Genomic DNA, 21399 nt, shown 5'->3' with positions numbered 1-21399 from the left:
CATTCCTTAAAATATAAAATTTATTATTTATCCACGCTTTTCCGAAAGATTCTTTTGTAAAAAAGACGAATTTTCCACCATCTTGTGCTTGTCATATCATTTATAGTTTGCTCTCTGCTTGTCAACAAACATGTTAGTTCTTGCATTTGCCGTTGTAATCCATGAATTTCTTGATGCAATGAGCTTATTTCCTGATTTGACGAATCCAATTTATGATTTAAAACATTAATTTTTTCTAGTTTGTCACTAAGATTTTCTTTTACAATACTTAAGTTCAGACCCATTTCTTCTAAAGTGTCTAGAAGCTCATTTTTCTCAACTACCAACTCACTGATTTTTTCTTCTTGAGCGGACAAATTGCTCTGATTTATTAAAATCTCATTCTGAAGTAAGTTATTTTTCTTTTGAACTTCCTTCATTAAACCTTCTGGGAATTCCTCAATATAGACAATTGAAAGCTCTATCCTTTTATATTCCTTTTTTTCTACCTGGTAATATATTTGCGGGTCATCATCAAGAAAAACATAGTATCCGCCACCTGCCCAATCAGCATTTGAAGAGAATTCTCTAATTTGTACTATGTTATCTTCAAGATCTATTAATCTCGCTTCCCCAATACGTACAATTCCTCTGCCTTCCATTGGATCAAATCGGACACAACTAATCTGACCCTTCTGGGTTAAATCACAAGCAATCGTCTGATCGGGTTCTGCTATCTCAAAATACATGCTTTTATCTTCAGTAAGTTCTTGATTTGCACTTATAAAAATTTGAGCTGTATATTCTGCTGGTTCGATAAACTTGAATTGGACTGCCTTTTTTAAATACTTTTGCAAAAATAGCAGTTCTTTTTCAGTTCCGACCCTATCTGCGAATTTATTAGCCATATCAATGTAATCTGGAATCTCCCCCTGTGAGACCCCGACATAGGAAAACATATCCTCAATGGGAATAAAGCTCTGCAAGCTCGCATAATGTGAATAATAGAAACTATTAATCGCTCTAAACTTAATGAAATTTAGAGGAATCGGAAACAGATATACCCACTCGTAATCAATGATACTAAGCTGGTTATCATCACCCAAAAGTATGTTATCCAGATTAAGATCAATGTTAGCAATGGTAAAACTATTCAAACCTAATAGTTTACTTTTTTCTCCAAACACACTGATAAACTCGGGTGTATTACTAAATTCACAATAATGACCTTCTGCAACGGTCTCCAAGAAATCAGTAAACAAACCCAGTATTTCATATACTAGATCTCTTTGCTTATTTATCACTGCTTCAAGAATCAGTTGGTCCAGGCTTTTACCTTCTAAGTACTCAAATAGCACTGACCCCTTCTCATAAGAAATCGGTTTGACAAGTTTACTAGGCTGGTATACACCTTTAAGTAACTCATAGTTTGAATAAATCCGCTTAATATGATCCACTGCTCGATCTGTTAATGCAGTTTTGGAAACATACATAAATTCATCTTGATGTATACTTGTTTTTATTTGATATTCAGGAGCACGTTCGCGACTATATTTTGAATAAATAGTTTCCATATCTTAACCTCCTCTCCTCATTTAACTTGAACAAAAAACGAGAAATGAGTTTGAAAAAGTAGAAAATAGCTGGTTATTGATGATGTTGTCCGTGACCGATTCCTCATCAAACAGCACCACTCTATTTTGGTCGTAATTAGTATTTCTGCTCCTTAATTCACCCACACAAGGCAGTCGCTTATCTGAATAGAGTTGTGTAGGCATCTTATAATCAGGAAACGGATAATAAAATTTCATTTCACCAAATCCCGAATTATAAATCAATTTTTCTATTTCCAACTTTGAGAAAGTGGCCATCCCCCTGTTTGAAGGATAATTTTGAAGACTGTCAAAAAAATCACCTGTATGATCTTCACGACTTCCTGCCCAATATTTAAGACCTAATTTATTTTCGATGGCTATAATAAGAACACCATCCCTTTTAAGGAATTTTTTAATATTCTTCAAAAACGTAACGTAGGGTGAGTTAGTTTCCGTATATAAAGCTGCGTACTCCAAAACACCTATTAAAGTAATATAATCAAATTTTTTATCGAGTTTAATATCATTTAAATTCCCTATCACAATTTCGAGATTACTCTTGTCTGTGTGACGATTCGCGTTAATCAACGCACGTTTCTTTGATAATTCTATGCATGTAACACTCTTTGAATTGTCACATAGCAGACCTGTTAAAGCTCCACAACCTGCACCTATTTCTAAAATTTCACTTTCCGGTCTAAATTGATACCACTCTAATAGATTGTGACGAGTAGGAGAAAAATGATACAAAATCGGCCATCGGTTATCTTCTCGAAGAACTTGACCTAAATCGCGGCCATTATACAACATGTCCAATAGTTCATCTTCTATTTTTCCATCCGAATAGCTATCTTCGCCATTATAATAACTATAGTTCATTTTCACACTTCCAATATACTCAATCATCTTGCCCCTTCCTTTCGAAATCTGAAATGAGGATCGTTGAGTTCATATCAAAGAAGCCCACACTATTCTTATTAGATATAACGTGAAGATTCATAATATCGTACAATCTATGAAAAACAACAAAGTCATTCCCTTCATAGCACGTGCAACCTAATGAAATTAAGTAGTCTCCACCTTGAAGATCATTGTTTTGGGTGAAACTAATTTCGATAATTTTCTCAGGTACTACCTTGTCAATGTTTACAGATTCTAACATTGTATTCGTGCCTGTTATTTCCGTTCCTCTCGCATCCTTGATGCTAAAGGCAAAAATAGGATCTCTTATGTCGTTATTGAAGCGAATTCTCATTTTAATTTTAAAAAACTTTCCTTTCAAAACTACATTCGTTAAATCATTATTGTGATCAAAAATGGCGAAATCTAAAATTTCAGCTCGTTTGTCACCATATTCCGAATAACCTGGATTAATGTTAAGTTTATCTTTCCATATTTCGTTATTATCCCCACTATGTTTAGATAATGAAGATTCACTACTATTATTGGTATCATACATACCAACTAATATTTTCTTATATATATCAATCATAGGGCCAGGTAGACCTTCTTCAACAATTTCGCCTTCGTTCATTACAATTACACGTTCACAGTATTTCATAATGCTGCTCATATCATGAGTAACAAAGAGAATTGTTTTACCTTGCTCTTTAAACTCTGAAAATTTTTTAAAACACTTTGCTTGAAAAAAAATATCCCCCACAGACAATGCCTCATCCACAATAAGGATTTCCGGTTCAACATTAATCGCAACCGCAAAGGCTAACCTAACAAACATTCCACTAGAATAGGTTCTGACAGGCTGGTAAATAAAATCACCGATATCCGCAAACTGAATAATATCATCCATTTTAGCATCCATTTCTTCTTTACTGAATCCCATCATAGTACCATTCAAATACACATTTTCGATCCCTGAAAAATCCGGATTGAATCCTGCACCTAGCTCTAACAAAGCAGATATTTTCCCACGAACCTGGACGTCTCCAGTAGTAGGCGATAACACACCTGTTACAATTTTCAGCAAAGTGGATTTCCCTGATCCATTTTTACCGATAATCCCTACTGATTCACCTTTATTAATTTGAAATGAAAGGTTATTCAAAGCAAAAAATTCTTTATGATAACTTTTTTTCATTGGATGAAGCGACTCTTTTAACCGATCTGAGGGATTAGAGTATAACTTGTATATTTTCGTCAGTTCTTTTACATCTATTATTGGGGTCATCATAGTATCTCCTACACAAATCATTTTATAAAACATCTGCAAAATGAGGTTTTAATTTCTTAAATATGACTAAGCCTACTGAAAGGAAAATTACGCAAACAATCCAAAAATAAAGAGTTTGAAAGGGTTTTTCCCAGAACCAATTGTTATACAAAAAGGTGTCTCTAAATCCTTCAGCAATATAGTAGAAAGGATTTAACTTAAACAGGAATTGATAGTTGGCTGGAGCAATATCCAAGCTCCACACAATAGGAGTTAGCCAAAAACCAATTTGTATTATCACAGAAACGATTTGTGCAATATCTTTAAAAAACGGCAGTATTGACGCGGTTATAAAGGTTACACCTAATAGTAAAACAATTGTACAGACAACGTAATATATTAATTGCAACCATGATAAAGTTGGCATAACTCCGTAAATAAATAAAATAGCTATAAAAAATACAATAAAAAATAAATGTATAAATAGAGCCGAAAAGATTTTTATAATTGGGAGTATACTAATTTTAAATACTACTTTCTTGACTAAAAAGCTATACTCGGAAAAACTCAATGTTGCATTCATAAAGGCTTCTGAAAAAAAGAACCACGGCACCATTCCACAGATCAGCCATAATACAAAGGGGTATCCCTCCGGTGTACTACCGCTTCTAAATCCAATTGCAAAAACAAACCAATACAGCAAAATTGTTATAACTGGATTTACAAATGCCCAAATAGCTCCAAAGTAGGACCCCTTAAATCTTTTGTTAAAATCATTTTTTGATAGATCTATAATCAGTCTTCTTTTAGAAATGTACTCTTTCAAATAGCTCACTGCTCAAGCATCCCCTAACTAATAACTATATCATTGATATTTGTTTTATAAATTTCAACTAAACAACATTCTATGCTAAAATATTGACGTATCTACAAGAAAAGGAGATTGTAAACCTTGTCGAATCCAGTATACGGGAAACAGGCCAAAACGTCGACCCGTGACGATAAAAGGCCGGCTATATTATGGGTGTTAATTGTTGGGATTATTCTGTTTTTAGTTTGGGCCCCCTTTCAGGCTGCACTTTTTAATGGGCAAATGCTCGAATTTGAGAAGCCTCTGTATGGGGCTTTGATCATCAGCATGATTCTATTGATTTTGGGAATCGCAACCTATTATAAGAAATTCAAATTAGAAGATCAAAGAGACTGGTTGGCGGTGCTTGTTATCTTACTTCCGCTGACGTTCGTGCTCTCATTGATTTCTGCTGCTTCTCATTATCTCGCGATGAACATGGTAGTGGTGCAGTGCATCTATGCCTCGTTCTTCATCATTACATTGTACGCCTTGCGAGATCGGTTGAGCAACCAGATCATCCAAACCGCGATTATGACCGTAGCTTATATTATTATAGGCTTTGGCCTCATCAACTGGTTTGGACAGTGGGTATTGGCCGGGCGACTCGTGGATTGGTTCTCATCAATGGTAAGCGGTAATCGCTACGTTGATGCCATAAAGGTAGATTCTAACGGTCCACGTCTCACATCCGTCTTCCAGTACGCGAATACATATGCGGCATTTTTAATGGCGTTTTTGTTCGCAGCTATCTTTTGTCTGATGAAGTCGAAGACGTGGTATGGTAAAGCGACTCACGCCTTTATGCTGGTGCCTATATTGGTATCACTGTTCCTGACACTTTCACGTGGTGGTCTCATTATGTTGCCAGTCGTATTTGTTCTTTTACTTCTGTTCTTTAAGCCAGCGCGGCAAATATTATGGCTTTTGCATTGCGCAATTGCGGGTGTCGTTTCACTTGCTATTTTGAGCCCTATTACAAATTGGGGATTACAGTTGAATCAGACCTACAACGGTGCTTTAGCTACTAAGGGCTGGGGACTGCTTCTTGGGACTTCCTTGGTGACTGCAGTTATTTTATGGCTTATACAAACCTCTCTGGGATCTCGTTTGGAAAAAGGAATGCAAGGTCTAGCTTCACGTAAACTCTCTAATCTGTGGCTGCCTGTTGGCTCTGTGGTCGTGATTGGTGTAATTGCGTTCCTGCTCATTGGTACAGGACTACGAAGTTTTCTACCAGCCAATGTGGAGACACGTCTGGAAAATATCAACTTCCGACAGCATAGTGTGCTGGAACGTATAACCTTTTATCGCGATGCTTCCAAGCTAATTGCTGATTATCCGTTGATTGGCGCAGGTGGCGGCGGTTGGGCTACGCTGTATGGAAAATATCAAGACTATGGCTACACAAGCGCACAGGCACATAACTTTTTTATGCAATATATGGTAGAGACTGGTATTATTGGATTCATTATTTTTATGGCGTTTATCCTTTATATTTTCTATAAATACACTAAAGGTTACATTAAGAGCGATGGGGAAAATCGGGATAGCCACTTCCTTTACCTGATCTTGGCAATGTCCATTTTGCTCCATAGTCTATTGGACTTTAATATGAGTTATGTGTTCATGGGTATACTCGTGTTTATTGGACTCGGGGGTATGGCTGCAGCAATGGATGCACAACCTGTAAAACGCTTGGCGATGAAGCCTGAAGGTTTCCGTCCGATTTATAGTATCGTCATTGGTGTTCTCAGTATTGTGCTTTTATTTGTAGGGCTGCGCTTTGTACAAGCCAGCAATGCTGCCCGGGAAGCAAAAGCCCTGGAAAGCAGCAATTCGTTCGAACAACGACAAGCTGCTTATAATAAGGACTTGAATCTACGCCCAACTCATATTGATTCAATTGTTGGTTTGTCTAGTATGTATTATCAGGTCTATAAGCAAACCAAACGCGAAGAGTTCTATACAGGTGGCATGACCATTGTTGATCTGGGGCTGCAGGCAGAGCCGTATAATAGAAATATGCTGTTTATTAAAATGCGACTTGAGCAAGCTAAAGGAAACAATGACAAGGCATTTGCCATTTTGGAAAATAACCGTGCTAACTTCATCTGGGATCTGGATTGGTACAATTTGCTGATTAACCAAGCGTTTGAATTTGGCAATAAAGCTCGATTGGCTAAGGACACAGCTACGGAACAGAAGTATTTCCAAGCAGGTCTTGCTGCTTATCAGCAGGTTCTGGATGGGGTAGCTCATCTTAAGACGATTCCACCTGAAATTCAATTGACACGTACTTTTGAAGTAACCCCAAGCATTGCGCTCAGCACTGGTAAAATTGAGTTCATGTCAGGTAAGCCTGCTGAGGCTGCAAGCATCCTCAAAAACGGCCTAAAGGACGATCTGAGTGATGCTACAAATCGTGAGGTCGCTCGCTATTATATCGTCGCTCTGCAACGGCAGGGACAAGATGATAAAGCTTTGTACGATAAGCTGATTCAGGCTGATCCGAAGGAGAAGGAGCAGATTGAACAGTTGAAATCGGAGAAATAGTTAAGAAAAAAGAGACTAGCAGATGATGTTACATCATACTGATAGTCTCTTTTTTTATATTGAGGAAGCATAGTTAGGTTTAGTGAGATGTTTATTTTTGTTGGTCAATCTCTTTAATAACCTGTCTCATATAAGCCAGTACTTCATCCTTAATCTCGTTATGCTGTAGAGCATAATGAATGGTCGTTTCAATGAATCCCAATTTCTCGCCAACGTCATGGCGATTGCCATCAAATTCGTAGGCCAGAATGGGGCTCTTTTCTCCCAGTTTGGACAATGCGTCCGTCAGTTGAATTTCCCCGCCTACTCCTGCGGATTGCTGACCCAGGATATCAAAAATGTCAGGCGTCAAGATATAACGTCCCATGATCGCCAAGTTGGAGTTGGTTTCTTCCTTCTTTGGCTTTTCCACTAATCGTTCCGCCTCAGAGATTTTGGAAGTAAGTGTATGACCTTCAACAATCCCGTAACGATGTACCTCGTTCCAATTCACTTGTTTTACACCTACAACAGAACGCTGATATTCATCGAACACGTCAATCATCTGTTTGAGGCACGGATTCTCAGACTCAACGATGTCATCCCCTAAAAGGACGGCAAAAGGTTCGTCACCTATAAACTTACGTGCACACCAGATGGCATGCCCCAACCCTTTAGGTTCCTTTTGACGAATATAGTGGATATCTGCCATCTCAGATGGCTTACGCACTTCATTGAGCAGGTTCCATTTTTCCTTCGCAGTCAAATTATGCTCCAGCTCAAAGGAGTAGTCAAAATGATCCTCAATCGCCCTTTTGCCTTTACCAGTAACGATAATGATATCCTCTATACCAGATGCAACAGCTTCTTCAATAATATATTGAATTGTTGGTTTGTCTACAATGGGAAGCATCTCTTTAGGCATCGCTTTCGTAGCAGGAAGGAACCGGGTTCCTAATCCCGCAGCAGGAATAATCGCTTTACGGATTTTCATAGGTTAAACTCCTTTGTCGTCAATATAACGGTAAGATATACTATCTATGATTATAACAGGAAGGTCAATTATTGTAATAGATTAAAGAAGAAGACATCTTCCCTTAAAGAGAACATGTCTTCCAATCACTAGCTTTCTATATAAATATATTATGCTGCCGGAATCTTTCTGGCTCCCGAACAAATATACAGTTATTTATTTCACCAGCTGACCACGTGTAACACCCAACTGATTCGTCGCCTTCAGCGTCTTCCATACTTGTGTTCCGCTGATTTCTCCGCGCAGGGCACGGTTATAAAGATCAATAACCTCATGCACTTGCTCCGGTGTCTCCTCCAAAAATTCCACGCGGTAACGGGACACGCCCAGCTCCAGGAAGTTGGACAGATATTCCGCGCCGGATTGCTCAATCGCGTTGTACACCGTGTTGCGGCAGCCTTCGTCCACACGAACCGGATGAGACATACCAATTCGATCACGCAGGGATGCGCGATGGTCCTCACATGGACGTCCACAGTTAGTGTAGTCGGTGCCTTCACTCATAAAGGTGCAGTATACGCAATGTTCAGTATGGAACATGGGCATATGCTGCTGGATCACGATCTCCAGCTTATCGGTACGCGTACGTCTGAGCATATCGACCATTTGCTGGATGTTCAGATCGTACGAAGGCGTAACCAGGTCGCAGCCGGAATCCAGGAACAGATCAGCCGCTTTATGGTTGGCTATGTTCAGCGAGAAGTCACCAATCAATTGCGGGTGATGTGCGTCCGGGTTCTCCAACCGATGTCGCAAGTAGAAATACAGTGCCCCTGGATTGCGTACCAGCACAGCATCCGGCTTTAGGCGCAGGATGTTGTTGTGGTAGCCATTTTCACCCGGCATGTGAATACGCGGGGTCGCCAGTGCAATTTGGCGGCCTGCAGCGTGCACTGCCTCTACGGCTGCCGGGAATTGCTTGATGAACTCGAAGTCGGCGTAGATGAACTCCACGCCGGCCTCGAGCGCAGCCTCCACCTGAGGGAGGCTGCGGCACAACGCGGTCAGCTCTGCCTGACCGCGTGCCACAGACGATGCCGGAGTCGATGCATCGTCATACACCTCGACCGCCCGCTTCGTGTACACGGGCGGTTTGGGACGCTCGCCCGCGAGCAGTTCCACCGCCTGACGGCGGATACCATTCAGCTCGCGCATCGGCACGATGACGTCCCCATGCAGATGGACGTCCAGCTCTTCCAGCTGGAACACCGTTCCGCCCAGTCGGCCGAACTGCTCTTCGAGCAGCTCGTGCGTCATCGGACGCTTCTGGGCAATTTCAAGTTCCAGCTCGGAGTCCACGCGGACCGTTGTGCCTTTCTGCACGTCGGTCCACCATGTCGACAGCGGTTGTCCTGGGGAGCCGCTGACCCGCACATGTACTGGGAAGACCCGGTACGGCTTGTCCGTGTCGTACGACTGGCGCAGACGCTTGTCCAGCGCCGGGTCGTTGGTCTTCCAAATGCGATCGCCCACGTGTACACGGCGCAGATCAACATCGTTGCGTCCCGCTACGATGTCAATGATCCAGCCTTCTCCGGCTTCGCCTTCAATCTTCACGCCCTTGCGACGGATATCGTATACGCGTCCGCCTTCTTCTTTTTGCGTGGGATCTCCCGCATCGAATACAATACCATCGCCACGCTTGAGCGGTGCATCAATACGGCACACTACGCCATCACGAAGGATTTGTTCCACTCGGCCCAGATACACCCCCCGGCTTTTCGGGAACGTCCCGTCAACCAGCTTCTTGTTATTGGTTCCTTCGAGAAAACCGTGCGTAAAGCCGCGTGAAAAGCTCTGCTGCAGCTCGCGGATATCTTCTTTGCTCGTCTTGGATGTATCTCCATCAAAATACTTATCAATGGCCTTGCGGTACTTGCTGACCACATTTGCCACATATTCAGGTGTTTTCAGTCGCCCTTCAATTTTAAAAGAAACCACACCCGCGTCGATCAGTTCAGGCATCAGGTCAATCGCTGCTAGATCCTTAGGTGACAGCAGATACGTCACATCTGCCATTGGCTTCTGCTCTCCATCCACCATCAGATCGTAAGGCAAACGACATGCCTGTGCACACTCACCACGGTTAGCAGAGCGGCCGCCCCACATTTCTGAAGTCAGGCATTGGCCAGAATAAGATACGCATAATGCTCCATGTACGAATACCTCCATTGGAAGTCTCGCCTGATCGCCTATTTTTTGGATCTGTTTCAGGTTGTTTTCACGTCCAAGCACGACCCGTTCCATATTGTACGGCTTTGTAAACTCTACCGCTTCCGGCGAGGTAATCGTCATTTGGGTAGAACCATGAATCGGAAAATCCGGTGAAATGTCGCGGATCATTTTCACCAGGCCCATATCCTGGACAATTAAAGCATCGACTCCAGCATCAATACAGGCATCGACCAGCTCCTTAGCGTCCTCCAACTCGTTTTCAAATACCAATATATTGAATGTTAAAAAACCTTTAACCCCATAGCTATGCAAAAACGCCATAATTTCAGGCAGTTCCTCCATGCGGAAATTATTCGCCCGTGCCCGTGCGTTGAACTTTTCCACCCCGAAAAAGATCGCATCAGCCCCGTTTGCCACCGCCGCACGCATACAATCCCAGTCACCGGCTGGTGCCAGAAGCTCAACATCTTCTCTTCGTACTACTGATTTCATTTTTGTCCTCCCTATATGGAGAAATAACTGATTAACCTTGAGTTAAAGTTATTTTCCAGAGCAGCGATGCTGCTTATTTTATAGCCCTATGAATTATCATCCTATCCGATCATCCCCACTCTGAACCACTGGCTCGAGGGATAAATGGCATCCAACTCAAAAAATCCGCATCACGAACATTTGCGGCATAGTTATTCTTATCTTGTAACTAATCTAGTGTACCAGACTGCGTCCCAAGCTTCTACACTTTCCAAGCGATTCCTCATAAAAATCCTCTTACTAAAACATAAAAAACACCCCCATTCCCGTCAAACGGTACTTTGGAGGTGAAGAATCCTATAAAACAAGAGGAACAACGAAGTAATCAGTACTATCGAGCAGGAAGCCAAATAGTGATGAAGACTAGGCAATTTAGAGCGCTAGTAAGCTACACCAGCCTTTTTAGAATACGGTATCCTCGTTGACGCTAACAGCGTACCAGACAATGAATCCGAGAAAAGGGGTTCGTATTGGCTGATCTAAGTACCGTAAATATCTGCCTTCGCTCTTCCCTGCTTACCTCACTCATCAAAAGATTGGCGGTATTTGGCGGGCGCCAGTGAAGCGGGCCATTTGAATCCGAAGAAGCGTCAGCGCTCGTAGGCTCAAATGGCACGCGTAGCGCTTCCCCCACAACCTCGCTAATCTCTTACCTACACCCTCTTACTTCACAAAATTAAACGAATTTAACGTCGAATCCAGTGCGTTAGACTGTACAGCCGTGTTGTTCGCATCATTCAATGTCGTTGTCACGGTATACGTTTTTCCATCACGTTCTAAAACCAATTGGTGGCCTGTGTAGCCAATGCCTTCCTCGATACGATGGAATGTAAAGGACACTGCCGGAACACCAGCAAATGTTACGTCCTTAACTTCCTCAACTTTGAGGTTTTTGTAGTTCTTTGCTTGCTTATCGTAGAAGTCCTTGAGCTGGGATACCGTTAGTTCAAATGATTGGTCGTTGTCGATTTTGATGGAAAAGCGTCCTCCGGTAAACTGGTACTCTACATCGCCCAATTCAAATTGATCGCTAATCGCGGTCCAATATCGTGGGATATTCACTGTATATTCATAGGCTTTTGACGTCTTTTTGACCGTTTTCGTTTTGTCTGTCAAATAGTCGTCTTCTTCCAACTGTCCAAAGTTACTCGCTACGGTTTGAAAATCGATTTGAAGCGAGGAAATGAGCGCGTTGAACTGATCATTTCCTTTGCTTACTTTTTCAGGCACTGCGTATTCAGCCAAGTAGCGGTATCCATTTTGCTGAATCAGCACATTGTACTCTTTGACCCATCCATCGCCAAAATTATAGCGGTACTCCTGTACTAACCCTTGAACGCCTGCAACCTCCAGCGGATACGTCTTCTGTGCCTCATAAGCCGTGGACACAAATGAATCGCTCAGCCATTTTTGCAGCTGCTGGCCCCAGTTCTCCAATTTTCCATCTGCTGGAGCTGAGGTTACTTTCACACGGAAGCTCGATCCATCATTACTTTCATATTGCATCCGTTGATCGTCCATTTTCCAGCCTGCGGGTATGCTGAGTGACACACCGTAGTCTGGATTCCCGGCCTCGCGTGTGCCTCCTACGACAGTAGACAAGTCTTTAATACTTTTATCCTGCGCATTAAAGGAGGTCTTGAAGGAATTTAAAAGTCCCGCATACTGGGCCAGATCTTTATAATTCGTTGCTTTAGCATCGGAAAAATAAACTACATACAATCGTCCGTTGTCATAGTACTGACGATTTTCCCACAGCACGCCGTCCCCATCCTTCGTAATGACACGAGCATAAGGTACCTTCGCTTTCGGGAAGGATTTTCGATCGATCACAGTTTCTCCCGTTTCCTTGGCTGCCTGCACCAATTGTTGCAGCAGATCGTCCGCATTCAGCGGAACCGGCTGTGACGCTGTGTGCACTTCCATATAATACGCACTGTTCTCGTCCATAAATGTGGAAATACTCTCATCTCCACCTCCCTGACCAATGACGAGCCCTGTTGGATAGTTCATAGACCAGTCATAGTAACTGTTCCCGATCTGTGTCTTACCCTCATCATTATCAATGTTCGGTGTCTCTTCAGCTACCGTGCCTGCCTCTTCTTGTGCTTCCATCCGAATAATGATTCCGGCACCATTCTTCTCCAACTTACCGCCAAGCCCTTCTGCTACTTGACGCAGAGGCACCATGAGAATACCTGATGACATTTCCGGTGGAGCTGGAAGTGTCACCTTGTGACCTCTCACCCACGCTGTACGGCTACCAATGGTTAGCGATACAACATGAGTTCCGCTAGTGATTTTAACCACATTATCTTCAGCTAATCGAATTTTGCTGTTAAATGCCTTTTTAAACACACCAGCCGGAACCATCAGTGCACCACTTTTGGAATACGGCTTCGTAATATTGGCATTATGACCGTTCACGATGGCTGTATTGCTGCCGCTTTGCAACCGTAATTCCAGCATGGTTTTATCATGATCTGCTGCAACTGCTGGCAAAGCGGAAAGCAGAAGGGACAATGCGACAGCGCCGACCCCCAGCTTACGCATCATTTTTCTTTGAATATGCTTCACAGTAAATCTCCCTTTAGCTTTATTTTATAGATTCAAGAGGCATTATTGTTCACTTTCCAGTAGTTGCTCCTTGAGCTGGCTCCGATGCTTCCTTAGAAGGCGCTACACCACCATCTTCAGCGGCTTCCGAACCGTTCGAATCTTCACTATCTTCTCCAGACTGAATGGACTCATAGATTTCACCATTATCCTGTGTCAGTACCAGCTTGCGCTTCACAATATCACCGTCAGACTGCATAAGTACACTCACCGTTTGACCTGGTTGATAGTTTTTAAGCAGTTCATTGACATCAATAGCGGAAGCTACACGCTTACCGTTAATACTATACAGCTCATCGCCTTCCTTGATTTTGGCCTGAACGGCATTGGCTGAAGTAATTTTCGTAACTTTCAAAGGATCCTCGGTAGGTAATCCGACGATAGCTGACCAGCTTTCTTCCAGCCCTAGACCAAGACTAGCGCGCCGAACCTCTCCGTATTTGAAAAATTGGCCGATGACATATTTCACCGTATCCGCCGGAATCGAAAAGCCCATATTTTCAATGCCGACCGCCGAGAATTTCATCGTATTGATCCCAATGACCTCACCCTTGAGATTGACCAGCGGACCGCCGCTGTTACCAGGATTGATCGCGGTATCACTTTGGATCAAACGATAAGCAGCGTTGACACCACGGTTCAGCCCGCTAACCACACCTGAGGTTGCCGAATTGCGAAGTGAAAAGGATATAGGCGTACCAATAGCCACTACCTGCTCCCCTACCTGTAGACTGTTCGTTGAAGCTGCCAAGGTAGCGGGTTTGAGGCCGCTTGCCTTGATTTTAACTAATGCCAAATCACTGATCGGATCGCTATAGCTGTCGGTGATTCCGTAAGATTTTCCGTCCGAGGTTACGACCACGGCATCACCTAATCCTTCGATAACATGCGCATTCGTCACAATCCATCCATCTGTACGAATGATGACACCCGTGCCGTGAGCCAGGTTGTATCGATCTCCTCCTGCTACGGTCTCTCCCGTGGCTGAACGGCCAATAATACCGACCACAGAAGGAGATACATTTTTAACCACCTGCGGCACACGACCGGCCGATAACGTATATGTACCATTTGCGCTGTTATATGCGCCGCTGGTTCCTAATGCCTTATTCATATCGCTTACGTTAACATAGACCCCACCATTAATGACTTTGGCCTTTAACGCAGTCCCACTGCTGGCTGCACCTGCCGTACCAGAAACACATAGAGCGCTGCCCAAAGCCAGAACAACTGCCCTTTTCCCCATCTTACGCATATACTCACCATTCCCTCTCTTACATGACCCTGTTCTATCAGTTAGTCCAAATCTACCATAGAGGGGACACGTATACAATCGCTTTAAGCCCTATCTTTTTCTAAAAGGCGCCGTTTGCTGCATCCCTGTCCTCTCATGCTATTTATATTATAAATTTTCCAAATCCTTATATCAAAAAAATAAGCAAAAACGATAAATAATCGTTATACCGTTTAGGTCATTCCTTCATTTACGGGCATAACCAACTATGATACCATCACATTATATCTTAGTTTTATTGTCGGAAATAAAGAATAAAATCATGAGTCCTCTATCCAAAACACTAAAGTATAAATAAGCACCTACAGGAGGTTAAAAGAATGGCCTACGAACCAATCTGGAACGCTCATCCCGATAAGCTTAACAAATTCGAGTTAGTCAAGCTGGAAAAGGACGGTCTCGACGTTATCCGTACCATTATTGAAAACTATGCCAACGAAGGCTATGACTCGATCTCTGCGGACGATATGGATCGTTTCAAATGGGCTGGGGTATATCAGCAAAAGCCCAAGGATGGTCATTTCATGATGCGAGTCCGCATCAACACAGGGATCATGACTTCAGCACAGGCACATGCATTGGCGGACATATCCGCGCTATATGGACGCGGTCTTGTGGACGTCACCACTCGCCAGGCGATTCAATTTCACTGGCTGACAGTCGAAAGCTTGCCCGATATTTTTGAAAGACTGGAAAAAGTCAACTTGTATTCCTTCGAAGCCTGTGGAGACTGCCCGCGTACCATTGTCGGTAATCCACTGGCTGGTATTGATCCCAATGAATTGGTAGATACCCAAGAGATTGTGGACGAAGTAAACCGTTTTTTCTTATTAAATCGAGACTTCTCCAATCTGCCGCGTAAGTACAAAATGTCTATCTCCGGTAATACGTACAACAATGCACAGGCTGAAATTAACGACCTGTCCTTCACTCCGGCCACCAAGATCCTCGACGGAAAAGAAGTGATCGGCTTCCATGTGATGGTTGGTGGAGGTTTGTCCGCCAAGCCGCATATGGCACAGTCTCTGGATTTGTTTGTTCGTCCAGAGGAAGTGCTGAAGGTTGCTATTGCTGTCACCACCATTTTCCGTGATTACGGCTATCGGGAAAAGCGGCACCATGCTCGCTTGAAATTCCTCGTTGTCGATTGGGGCCCGGACAAATTTCTAGCTAAGCTCACCGAGTACATCGGTGAAATGCCCGGACGAGGCGAAGACAAAACGATTGGCTGGCAAGCCGCCTATTTTGACGGTGTGCATCCTCAAGCCCAAAAAGGCCTGAACTATGTCGGTCTGAACGTGCCTGTCGGTCGTCTTAGTGCTGACGAGTTGCATGAACTGGCCGAACTGGCTGACCGCTATGGCGATGGGCAGATTCGTACCACGATGTCGCAAAATATTTTGCTGAGCGGCGTGCCGGATGAGCAAGTGGATGAACTACTGGAAGCCCCCGTTCTGCAACGCCTGACACCACGACCCAAGCATTTTATGAGTCGTACGGTATCGTGCACAGGAAATGAGTTTTGCAATCTGGCGATTGTGGAAACCAAAAAACGGGCGGTTGACGTTGCCGAGTATTTGGATCAGCACGTACAATTGGATGAAAAGGTGCGCATTCATTTTATCGGTTGCCCAAATTCCTGCGGTCAAAAGCATATTGCGGACATCGGTCTGCAAGGCTCGCTCATAAAGACACCGGAAGGCTTGGTCGACGCGTTCGACATCGCTGTCGGCGGAGCGCTTGGGGCAGGCGCCCAGTTTAACAAGGCGCTCAAAGGTCGCGTACGTGGGGATCAGGTTGGACCTGTGCTGGCGGAGCTCATTCTGTTCTACAAAGAAAACAGGAGCGCTGGCGAAAGCTTTTACGCATATGTACAGCGTGTAGGTATTCCGACTTTCCAGGAAAAGCTGTCTGCTATTTTACAGTCCAGCCACGTTGCATCCTAAATATAGAGCCTATTAACAGCCTGCTTGTATCCCATATACAAGCAGGCTGTTTCTTATCGCCATACAGCCCCGCAATATCGTCTCCCTCACTTTCACAAAAAAAAGACACCGGATTACTCCGGTATCAATATTTTCGCAAAATCAAGCACTGTCGGTTTATGAGCGCCTGTTGTAGATGTCACCACCGCGTAGCCTGAAGGTATCTTATATATCAATCCCGTATCATACCGGATGCCGAAGGAATTGTCCTCCTTATAATGAGTCCTCGTTTCCCACACCTTCGTACCGTTTTCTTTCAAGCCTGTAATGGTGATGCCATGCATCTTCGTCGTTTTCCCCAGTGGATCATATTGATCACTGAACTGGACATACAGCTGCTCCTCAGGCAGATACACCTGGTCAGCCCCGTAGTCCGCTGTATTGCTAAATAATTGCAGACTATTACTTAGCACCTGTGTACGCTTGCTGTTTCCTTTAAGCCCTGTTACAGCAATATGACCGCTCGGCAACTCACGTACTGCGGCAATTTCTTTACCTGATCCCAAGTCCAGATGGATGTCACGGATATCGCGACCATATACATCTGCTTGTACCCCCACGGGACCATCTGAGCTGTTCAAAAGCGCATAATATCCATTGTGACTGCCGACCAGCCAACCCGAGGTCACTCCGGCCGTCGTTCGATTCCATTGTATATCGCCAGTTTCAGTGTATTTGAGTACAGTGAAGGACTGTTCCGCAAGGTTCAGATAGGAGACCAGGAAACCGCCATCCTCCAGTGGCTCCAAGCCAACCTGAGAATCCTCCCCATGAGATATCAAGCCATCTGTGGGTAATGTTTTGGACCACAAGGTGTTTCCATCCTCGTCCAATCGTGAAGCCTGCAACTCTCGTATTCCGTTCGGTTTTGTATATTCAATCAGAAACAGCAAGCCACCATCCGACGTCTCCCGCTGGACTCCCCTGCTGCTTGTTCCAGGCTGTACGTTCAGATCCTGCTGATGTTTCCATACAGCCTCCACAGAACTGTCCAGCTTGCCATATGTGACGTGTACTACACTTGCTTCTGTATCGTCCTCGACGTTCAGCGTTAAAAACCCACCATTTGCTGTGGGTTGAATGTAATTGTGAGCGTTTCCTAAATCCTTAATACTGCCAATGGCCGCACTTGTTTCGATTTCGGCTTGTTTGGGCACAAACGCCTCGGACACCTCGGAGGCATAGGACGGTGTAGCACTATATCCCATCAAGCATGCCGCCAAAGCAGCTCCTGCTGCCCATGTATACACACGTGTACGTAAAACTCTACTTTGCTTAACCTTCAAGCGTTCCAGCTCCCTTCATGACTTCCTCAGAGATGTTGTATGAACCTTAGATGTGATAAAACTAGAGACGGTTTCGCTTCAACTTGTAATGGTGTCACGTGGGCACGGAACTTTGTATGATGCTATGACGATTTATATATTTACCTCTTCAAGTCCGAACCTAAACATCCAAAACTCCCAAATTTAGAGACTACTCAGAGACTTTCTGTCGATGAATATACGTATAGATTTATTATCCCAGCGCTTGGTAAACTACGTGTCACATGCTTTAACGCAGGAATTTGATAAAAGTTTTCTTTTTTTACAAAAAAAATAAAGCCCTGCCAAGGCGAAGGCATAAATACAGTAGTTCGTATTCTGCCTTCCTGCCTGTGCAGGGCTTTTAAAGCGCACGTTAAATGATATCTATAGATCGACTGTCTGAAGCGCTTGGCTACGCTCTGTATCCCGTTCAAGGATCGGCTTTAAGTATCGACCTGTATAGGATTCTTCGACTTTCACGAGTTGCTCCGGTGTCCCGGTAGCCAAGATCGTTCCACCGCCACTTCCGCCTTCCGGTCCCAAATCAATCAGATAATCGGCTGTTTTAATCACATCCAGATTATGCTCAATGACCAGCACCGTCTCTCCTGAATCAACCAAACGATGCAGCACCGTCAATAATCGATCAATATCGTGAACATGCAGACCAGTTGTCGGCTCATCCAAAATATAAATGGTTTTGCCTGTGCTGCGACGATACAATTCGGAGGCCAACTTCACACGCTGTGCTTCACCGCCTGACAAGGTAGTCGCAGGCTGACCCAGCTTGATATACCCCAAACCTACATCCATCAGCGTCTGGATCTTGCGATGAATCTTCGGAATATTTTCAAAAAACTCCGTCGCATCCTCTACCGTCATCTCCAGCACATCGGCAATACTTTTTCCTTTGTATTTAACCTCCAGGGTCTCCCGGTTGTAACGCTTGCCTTTGCACACTTCACATGGAACATACACATCTGGCAGAAAATGCATCTCAATCTTGATGATGCCGTCGCCTCTACAAGCTTCACAACGACCTCCCTTAACGTTAAAGCTAAAGCGGCCTTTCTTGTAGCCTCGTACTTTGGCCTCGTTCGTCTGCGAGAATAAGTCACGGATATCATCAAATACACCAGTATACGTTGCAGGATTGGAACGCGGTGTACGGCCAATTGGCGATTGATCGATCTCAACAACCTTTTCGATATGCTCTAGCCCGCGAATTTCTTTGTGCTGCCCTGGACGCACTCTCGCCCGGTTCAGATCACGCGCCAACGTTTTGTACAAAATTTCGTTGACCAGCGTCGACTTTCCAGAGCCGGATACACCAGTAACAGCCGAGAAAACACCCAACGGAATTTTGACATTCACATTTTTGAGATTGTTCTCCTTGGCTCCGCGAATCTCCAGCCACTTATCAGCAGGCTTGCGCCGCTCGGTATTGACCGGAATGAACTTGCGTCCGCTCAAATACTGCCCGGTTAAGGAATTCGGGTCTTCCATAACTTCCTGCGGGGTCCCCTGCGACATAATCATCCCACCGTGGATTCCAGCTCCCGGCCCGATATCAATGATATAGTCCGCCGCCATCATCGTATCTTCATCATGCTCCACCACGATCAAGGTATTGCCAAGATTCCGCATATGCTCCAAAGCACTAATCAGACGATCATTATCTCGCTGATGCAGCCCGATACTAGGCTCGTCCAAAATATAAAGCACACCCATCAGACTGGACCCGATCTGTGTCGCCAATCGGATACGCTGTGCCTCACCGCCTGACAACGTGCCTGCCGCACGGCTTAAAGTCAGGTATTCCAGACCCACGTTAACGAGGAATCCCAGTCGGCTGTTAATTTCTTTTAAAATGAGATTGGCAATCGACTTCTCCTTCTCACTCAGCTCCAGTGTATGGAAAAAGTTTGAGGCTTCACCGATAGACAGGGCTGTTACATAAGCAATATTGCGCTCTTGAATGGTTACCGACAGGCTTTCTTTTTTCAGTCGATGTCCCTTACAGGTGTTACATGGCTTTGCACTCATAAAGCCTTCAATAAATTCACGTATGCCCTCAGAAGCCGTATCACGATACCGACGCTCCAAGTTGGGGATAATCCCCTCAAAGGTCACATAGGCTTCCTTACGTTGACCAAAATCATTTTCATAGCGGAAACGGATCTTCTGCTCACCCGTTCCATGTAAAATGAGGTTCATTTGTTCTGTCGTCAATTGACTAACAGGAATGTCCTGTGGAATACCGTAGTGCTCGCATACTGACTGTAAAAATTGAGGATAATAAGTGGAAGTTCCCCCACTCCAAGCCTGAAACGCCCCATCTTCCACACTTTTTTCAGGATCGGGAATGAGCAAATCAGGGTCAACCACCATTTTAACTCCTAACCCATCGCAATCCGGGCAAGCGCCGAACGGACTATTAAAGGAAAACATTCTTGGAGACAGTTCATCTATGCTGAATCCACAAATCGGACATGCAAAGTTGGAGCTGAACCGCAACTCCTCTTGCCCCATAATGTCTACAAGCAACTGCCCGCCTGAAAGATTCAATGCCGTCTCAATAGAGTCAGACAGACGCGCACGCACATCTTCCTTGACAACGATGCGGTCTACGACCACTTCAATCGAGTGCTTCTTATTCTTTTCCAACTCAATCTTCTCAGACAATTCACGCAGTTCGCCATTCACACGTACCCGCACAAAGCCCTGCTTGGCTATATCCGTGAACAGTGTTTTATGCTCACCTTTGCGACCCGATACCAATGGAGCTAGGATTTGCAGTCGTGTCTTCTCAGGATACTGCAAAATGCGGTCTACCATCTGTTCGACGGTCTGTGAAGTAATTTCAATGCCATGTTCAGGACAATGAGGATGACCCACCCGGGCAAACAACAACCGCAGGTAGTCATAGATTTCGGTAACTGTTCCGACGGTAGAACGCGGATTCCGACTTGTTGTTTTTTGGTCAATGGAAATGGCAGGAGACAGACCGTCAATCGAATCAACGTCCGGCTTCTCCATTTGCCCGAGAAATTGACGGGCATACGCAGATAAAGATTCCACATACCTCCGCTGCCCTTCCGCATAGATCGTATCGAAAGCCAGCGACGATTTACCTGAGCCGCTAAGCCCTGTCAGGACGACGAACTTGTCCCGTGGAATCGTCACGTCAATATTTTTGAGATTATGCGCGCGTGCGCCTTTGATGATGATGCTTTCATTCGCCAAATGTTTCATCTCCTTAGCCGTAGTTCACGTCATGCTATATCGCATTGGATTATCCCATGGAAGTGATATATCGCAAAGAGAAC

General features: G+C 44.2%; 12 protein-coding genes. 2 read left to right on the top strand and 10 right to left on the bottom strand.

All coding sequences use genetic code 11. From position 1 onward, the window contains the following. Positions 1–23: 23 nt before the first annotated feature. Genes ACEN8J_RS25355 through ACEN8J_RS25340 form a run of 4 tightly spaced genes read right to left on the bottom strand, consistent with a single transcriptional unit; the run spans position 24 to position 4579 of the window. Entirely contained in the window at positions 24–1553 is a 1530-nt protein-coding gene (locus ACEN8J_RS25355; RefSeq protein ID WP_029514524.1) for a coiled-coil domain-containing protein, read from the bottom strand. 21 nt (positions 1554–1574) lie between these two features. After that, positions 1575–2480 carry a class I SAM-dependent methyltransferase gene (locus tag ACEN8J_RS25350; RefSeq protein ID WP_029514525.1) on the bottom strand — a complete coding sequence of 302 codons (906 nt, stop codon included), beginning with the start codon at positions 2478–2480 and terminating at the stop codon, positions 1575–1577. Beyond that, a complete protein-coding gene (locus ACEN8J_RS25345) occupies positions 2473–3762 on the bottom strand; it encodes an ABC transporter ATP-binding protein (protein ID WP_080658543.1) in 1290 nt (429 codons plus the stop codon). The genes ACEN8J_RS25350 and ACEN8J_RS25345 overlap by 8 nt, the downstream gene beginning before the upstream one ends. Positions 3763–3787: 25 nt before the next feature. Next, complete coding sequence (locus ACEN8J_RS25340; RefSeq protein ID WP_029514527.1) at positions 3788–4579, bottom strand: ABC transporter permease; 792 nt, start codon at positions 4577–4579, stop codon at positions 3788–3790. A 117-nt stretch (positions 4580–4696) separates the two neighbouring features. Between ACEN8J_RS25340 and ACEN8J_RS25335 the strand changes: the two genes are divergently transcribed. Continuing rightward, positions 4697–7150: an O-antigen ligase family protein gene (locus ACEN8J_RS25335; protein WP_029514528.1), complete on the top strand. Its 2454-nt coding sequence runs from the start codon at positions 4697–4699 to the stop codon at positions 7148–7150. Between the two features lie 91 nt (positions 7151–7241). On the opposite strand, the gene galU is transcribed toward ACEN8J_RS25335, so the two are convergent. From galU to ACEN8J_RS25315, 4 genes are all read right to left on the bottom strand, one after another. After that, positions 7242–8123: a UTP--glucose-1-phosphate uridylyltransferase GalU gene (galU, locus tag ACEN8J_RS25330; protein ID WP_029514529.1), complete on the bottom strand. Its 882-nt coding sequence runs from the start codon at positions 8121–8123 to the stop codon at positions 7242–7244. Between the two features lie 195 nt (positions 8124–8318). After that, the gene (locus ACEN8J_RS25325; RefSeq protein ID WP_209947885.1) at positions 8319–10829 is read right to left on the bottom strand and encodes a U32 family peptidase; all 2511 of its coding nucleotides are present in this window, start codon (positions 10827–10829) and stop codon (positions 8319–8321) included. 702 nt (positions 10830–11531) lie between these two features. Further along, a complete protein-coding gene (locus ACEN8J_RS25320; RefSeq protein WP_165146332.1) occupies positions 11532–13445 on the bottom strand; it encodes a stalk domain-containing protein in 1914 nt (637 codons plus the stop codon). 49 nt (positions 13446–13494) lie between these two features. Beyond that, positions 13495–14739, bottom strand: coding sequence for a S1C family serine protease (locus ACEN8J_RS25315; protein ID WP_029514532.1), 1245 nt, complete (start codon positions 14737–14739; stop codon positions 13495–13497). A gap of 359 nt (positions 14740–15098) precedes the next feature. Here ACEN8J_RS25315 and ACEN8J_RS25310 point away from each other — a divergent pair, with 359 nt between their 5' ends. After that, the gene (locus ACEN8J_RS25310; protein WP_039271414.1) at positions 15099–16724 is read left to right on the top strand and encodes a nitrite/sulfite reductase; all 1626 of its coding nucleotides are present in this window, start codon (positions 15099–15101) and stop codon (positions 16722–16724) included. Positions 16725–16837: 113 nt separating this feature from the next. On the opposite strand, the gene ACEN8J_RS25305 is transcribed toward ACEN8J_RS25310, so the two are convergent. Continuing rightward, entirely contained in the window at positions 16838–18049 is a 1212-nt protein-coding gene (locus ACEN8J_RS25305; protein WP_495594131.1) for a hypothetical protein, read from the bottom strand. Between the two features lie 405 nt (positions 18050–18454). Then, on the bottom strand, positions 18455–21316 hold the full coding sequence (uvrA, locus tag ACEN8J_RS25300; RefSeq protein ID WP_029514535.1) for an excinuclease ABC subunit UvrA: 2862 nt from the start codon (positions 21314–21316) through the stop codon (positions 18455–18457). Positions 21317–21399: the final 83 nt, after the last annotated feature.

It is taken from the genome of Paenibacillus sp. Paensp38, assembly GCF_059491915.1.
This window is presented reverse-complemented; position numbering and strand designations above follow the sequence as displayed.

What these genes read in the sequence shown, in the direction of transcription:
- ACEN8J_RS25355 (WP_029514524.1), bottom strand. Translation starts at nt 1,553, where the DNA reads ATGGAAACTATTTATTCAAAATATAGTCGCGAACGTGCTCCTGAATAT.
- ACEN8J_RS25350 (WP_029514525.1), bottom strand. Translation starts at nt 2,480, where the DNA reads ATGATTGAGTATATTGGAAGTGTGAAAATGAACTATAGTTATTATAAT.
- ACEN8J_RS25345 (WP_080658543.1), bottom strand. Translation starts at nt 3,762, where the DNA reads ATGACCCCAATAATAGATGTAAAAGAACTGACGAAAATATACAAGTTA.
- galU (WP_029514529.1), bottom strand. Translation starts at nt 8,123, where the DNA reads ATGAAAATCCGTAAAGCGATTATTCCTGCTGCGGGATTAGGAACCCGG.
- ACEN8J_RS25325 (WP_209947885.1), bottom strand. Translation starts at nt 10,829, where the DNA reads ATGAAATCAGTAGTACGAAGAGAAGATGTTGAGCTTCTGGCACCAGCC.
- ACEN8J_RS25315 (WP_029514532.1), bottom strand. Translation starts at nt 14,739, where the DNA reads ATGCGTAAGATGGGGAAAAGGGCAGTTGTTCTGGCTTTGGGCAGCGCT.
- ACEN8J_RS25310 (WP_039271414.1), top strand. Translation starts at nt 15,099, where the DNA reads ATGGCCTACGAACCAATCTGGAACGCTCATCCCGATAAGCTTAACAAA.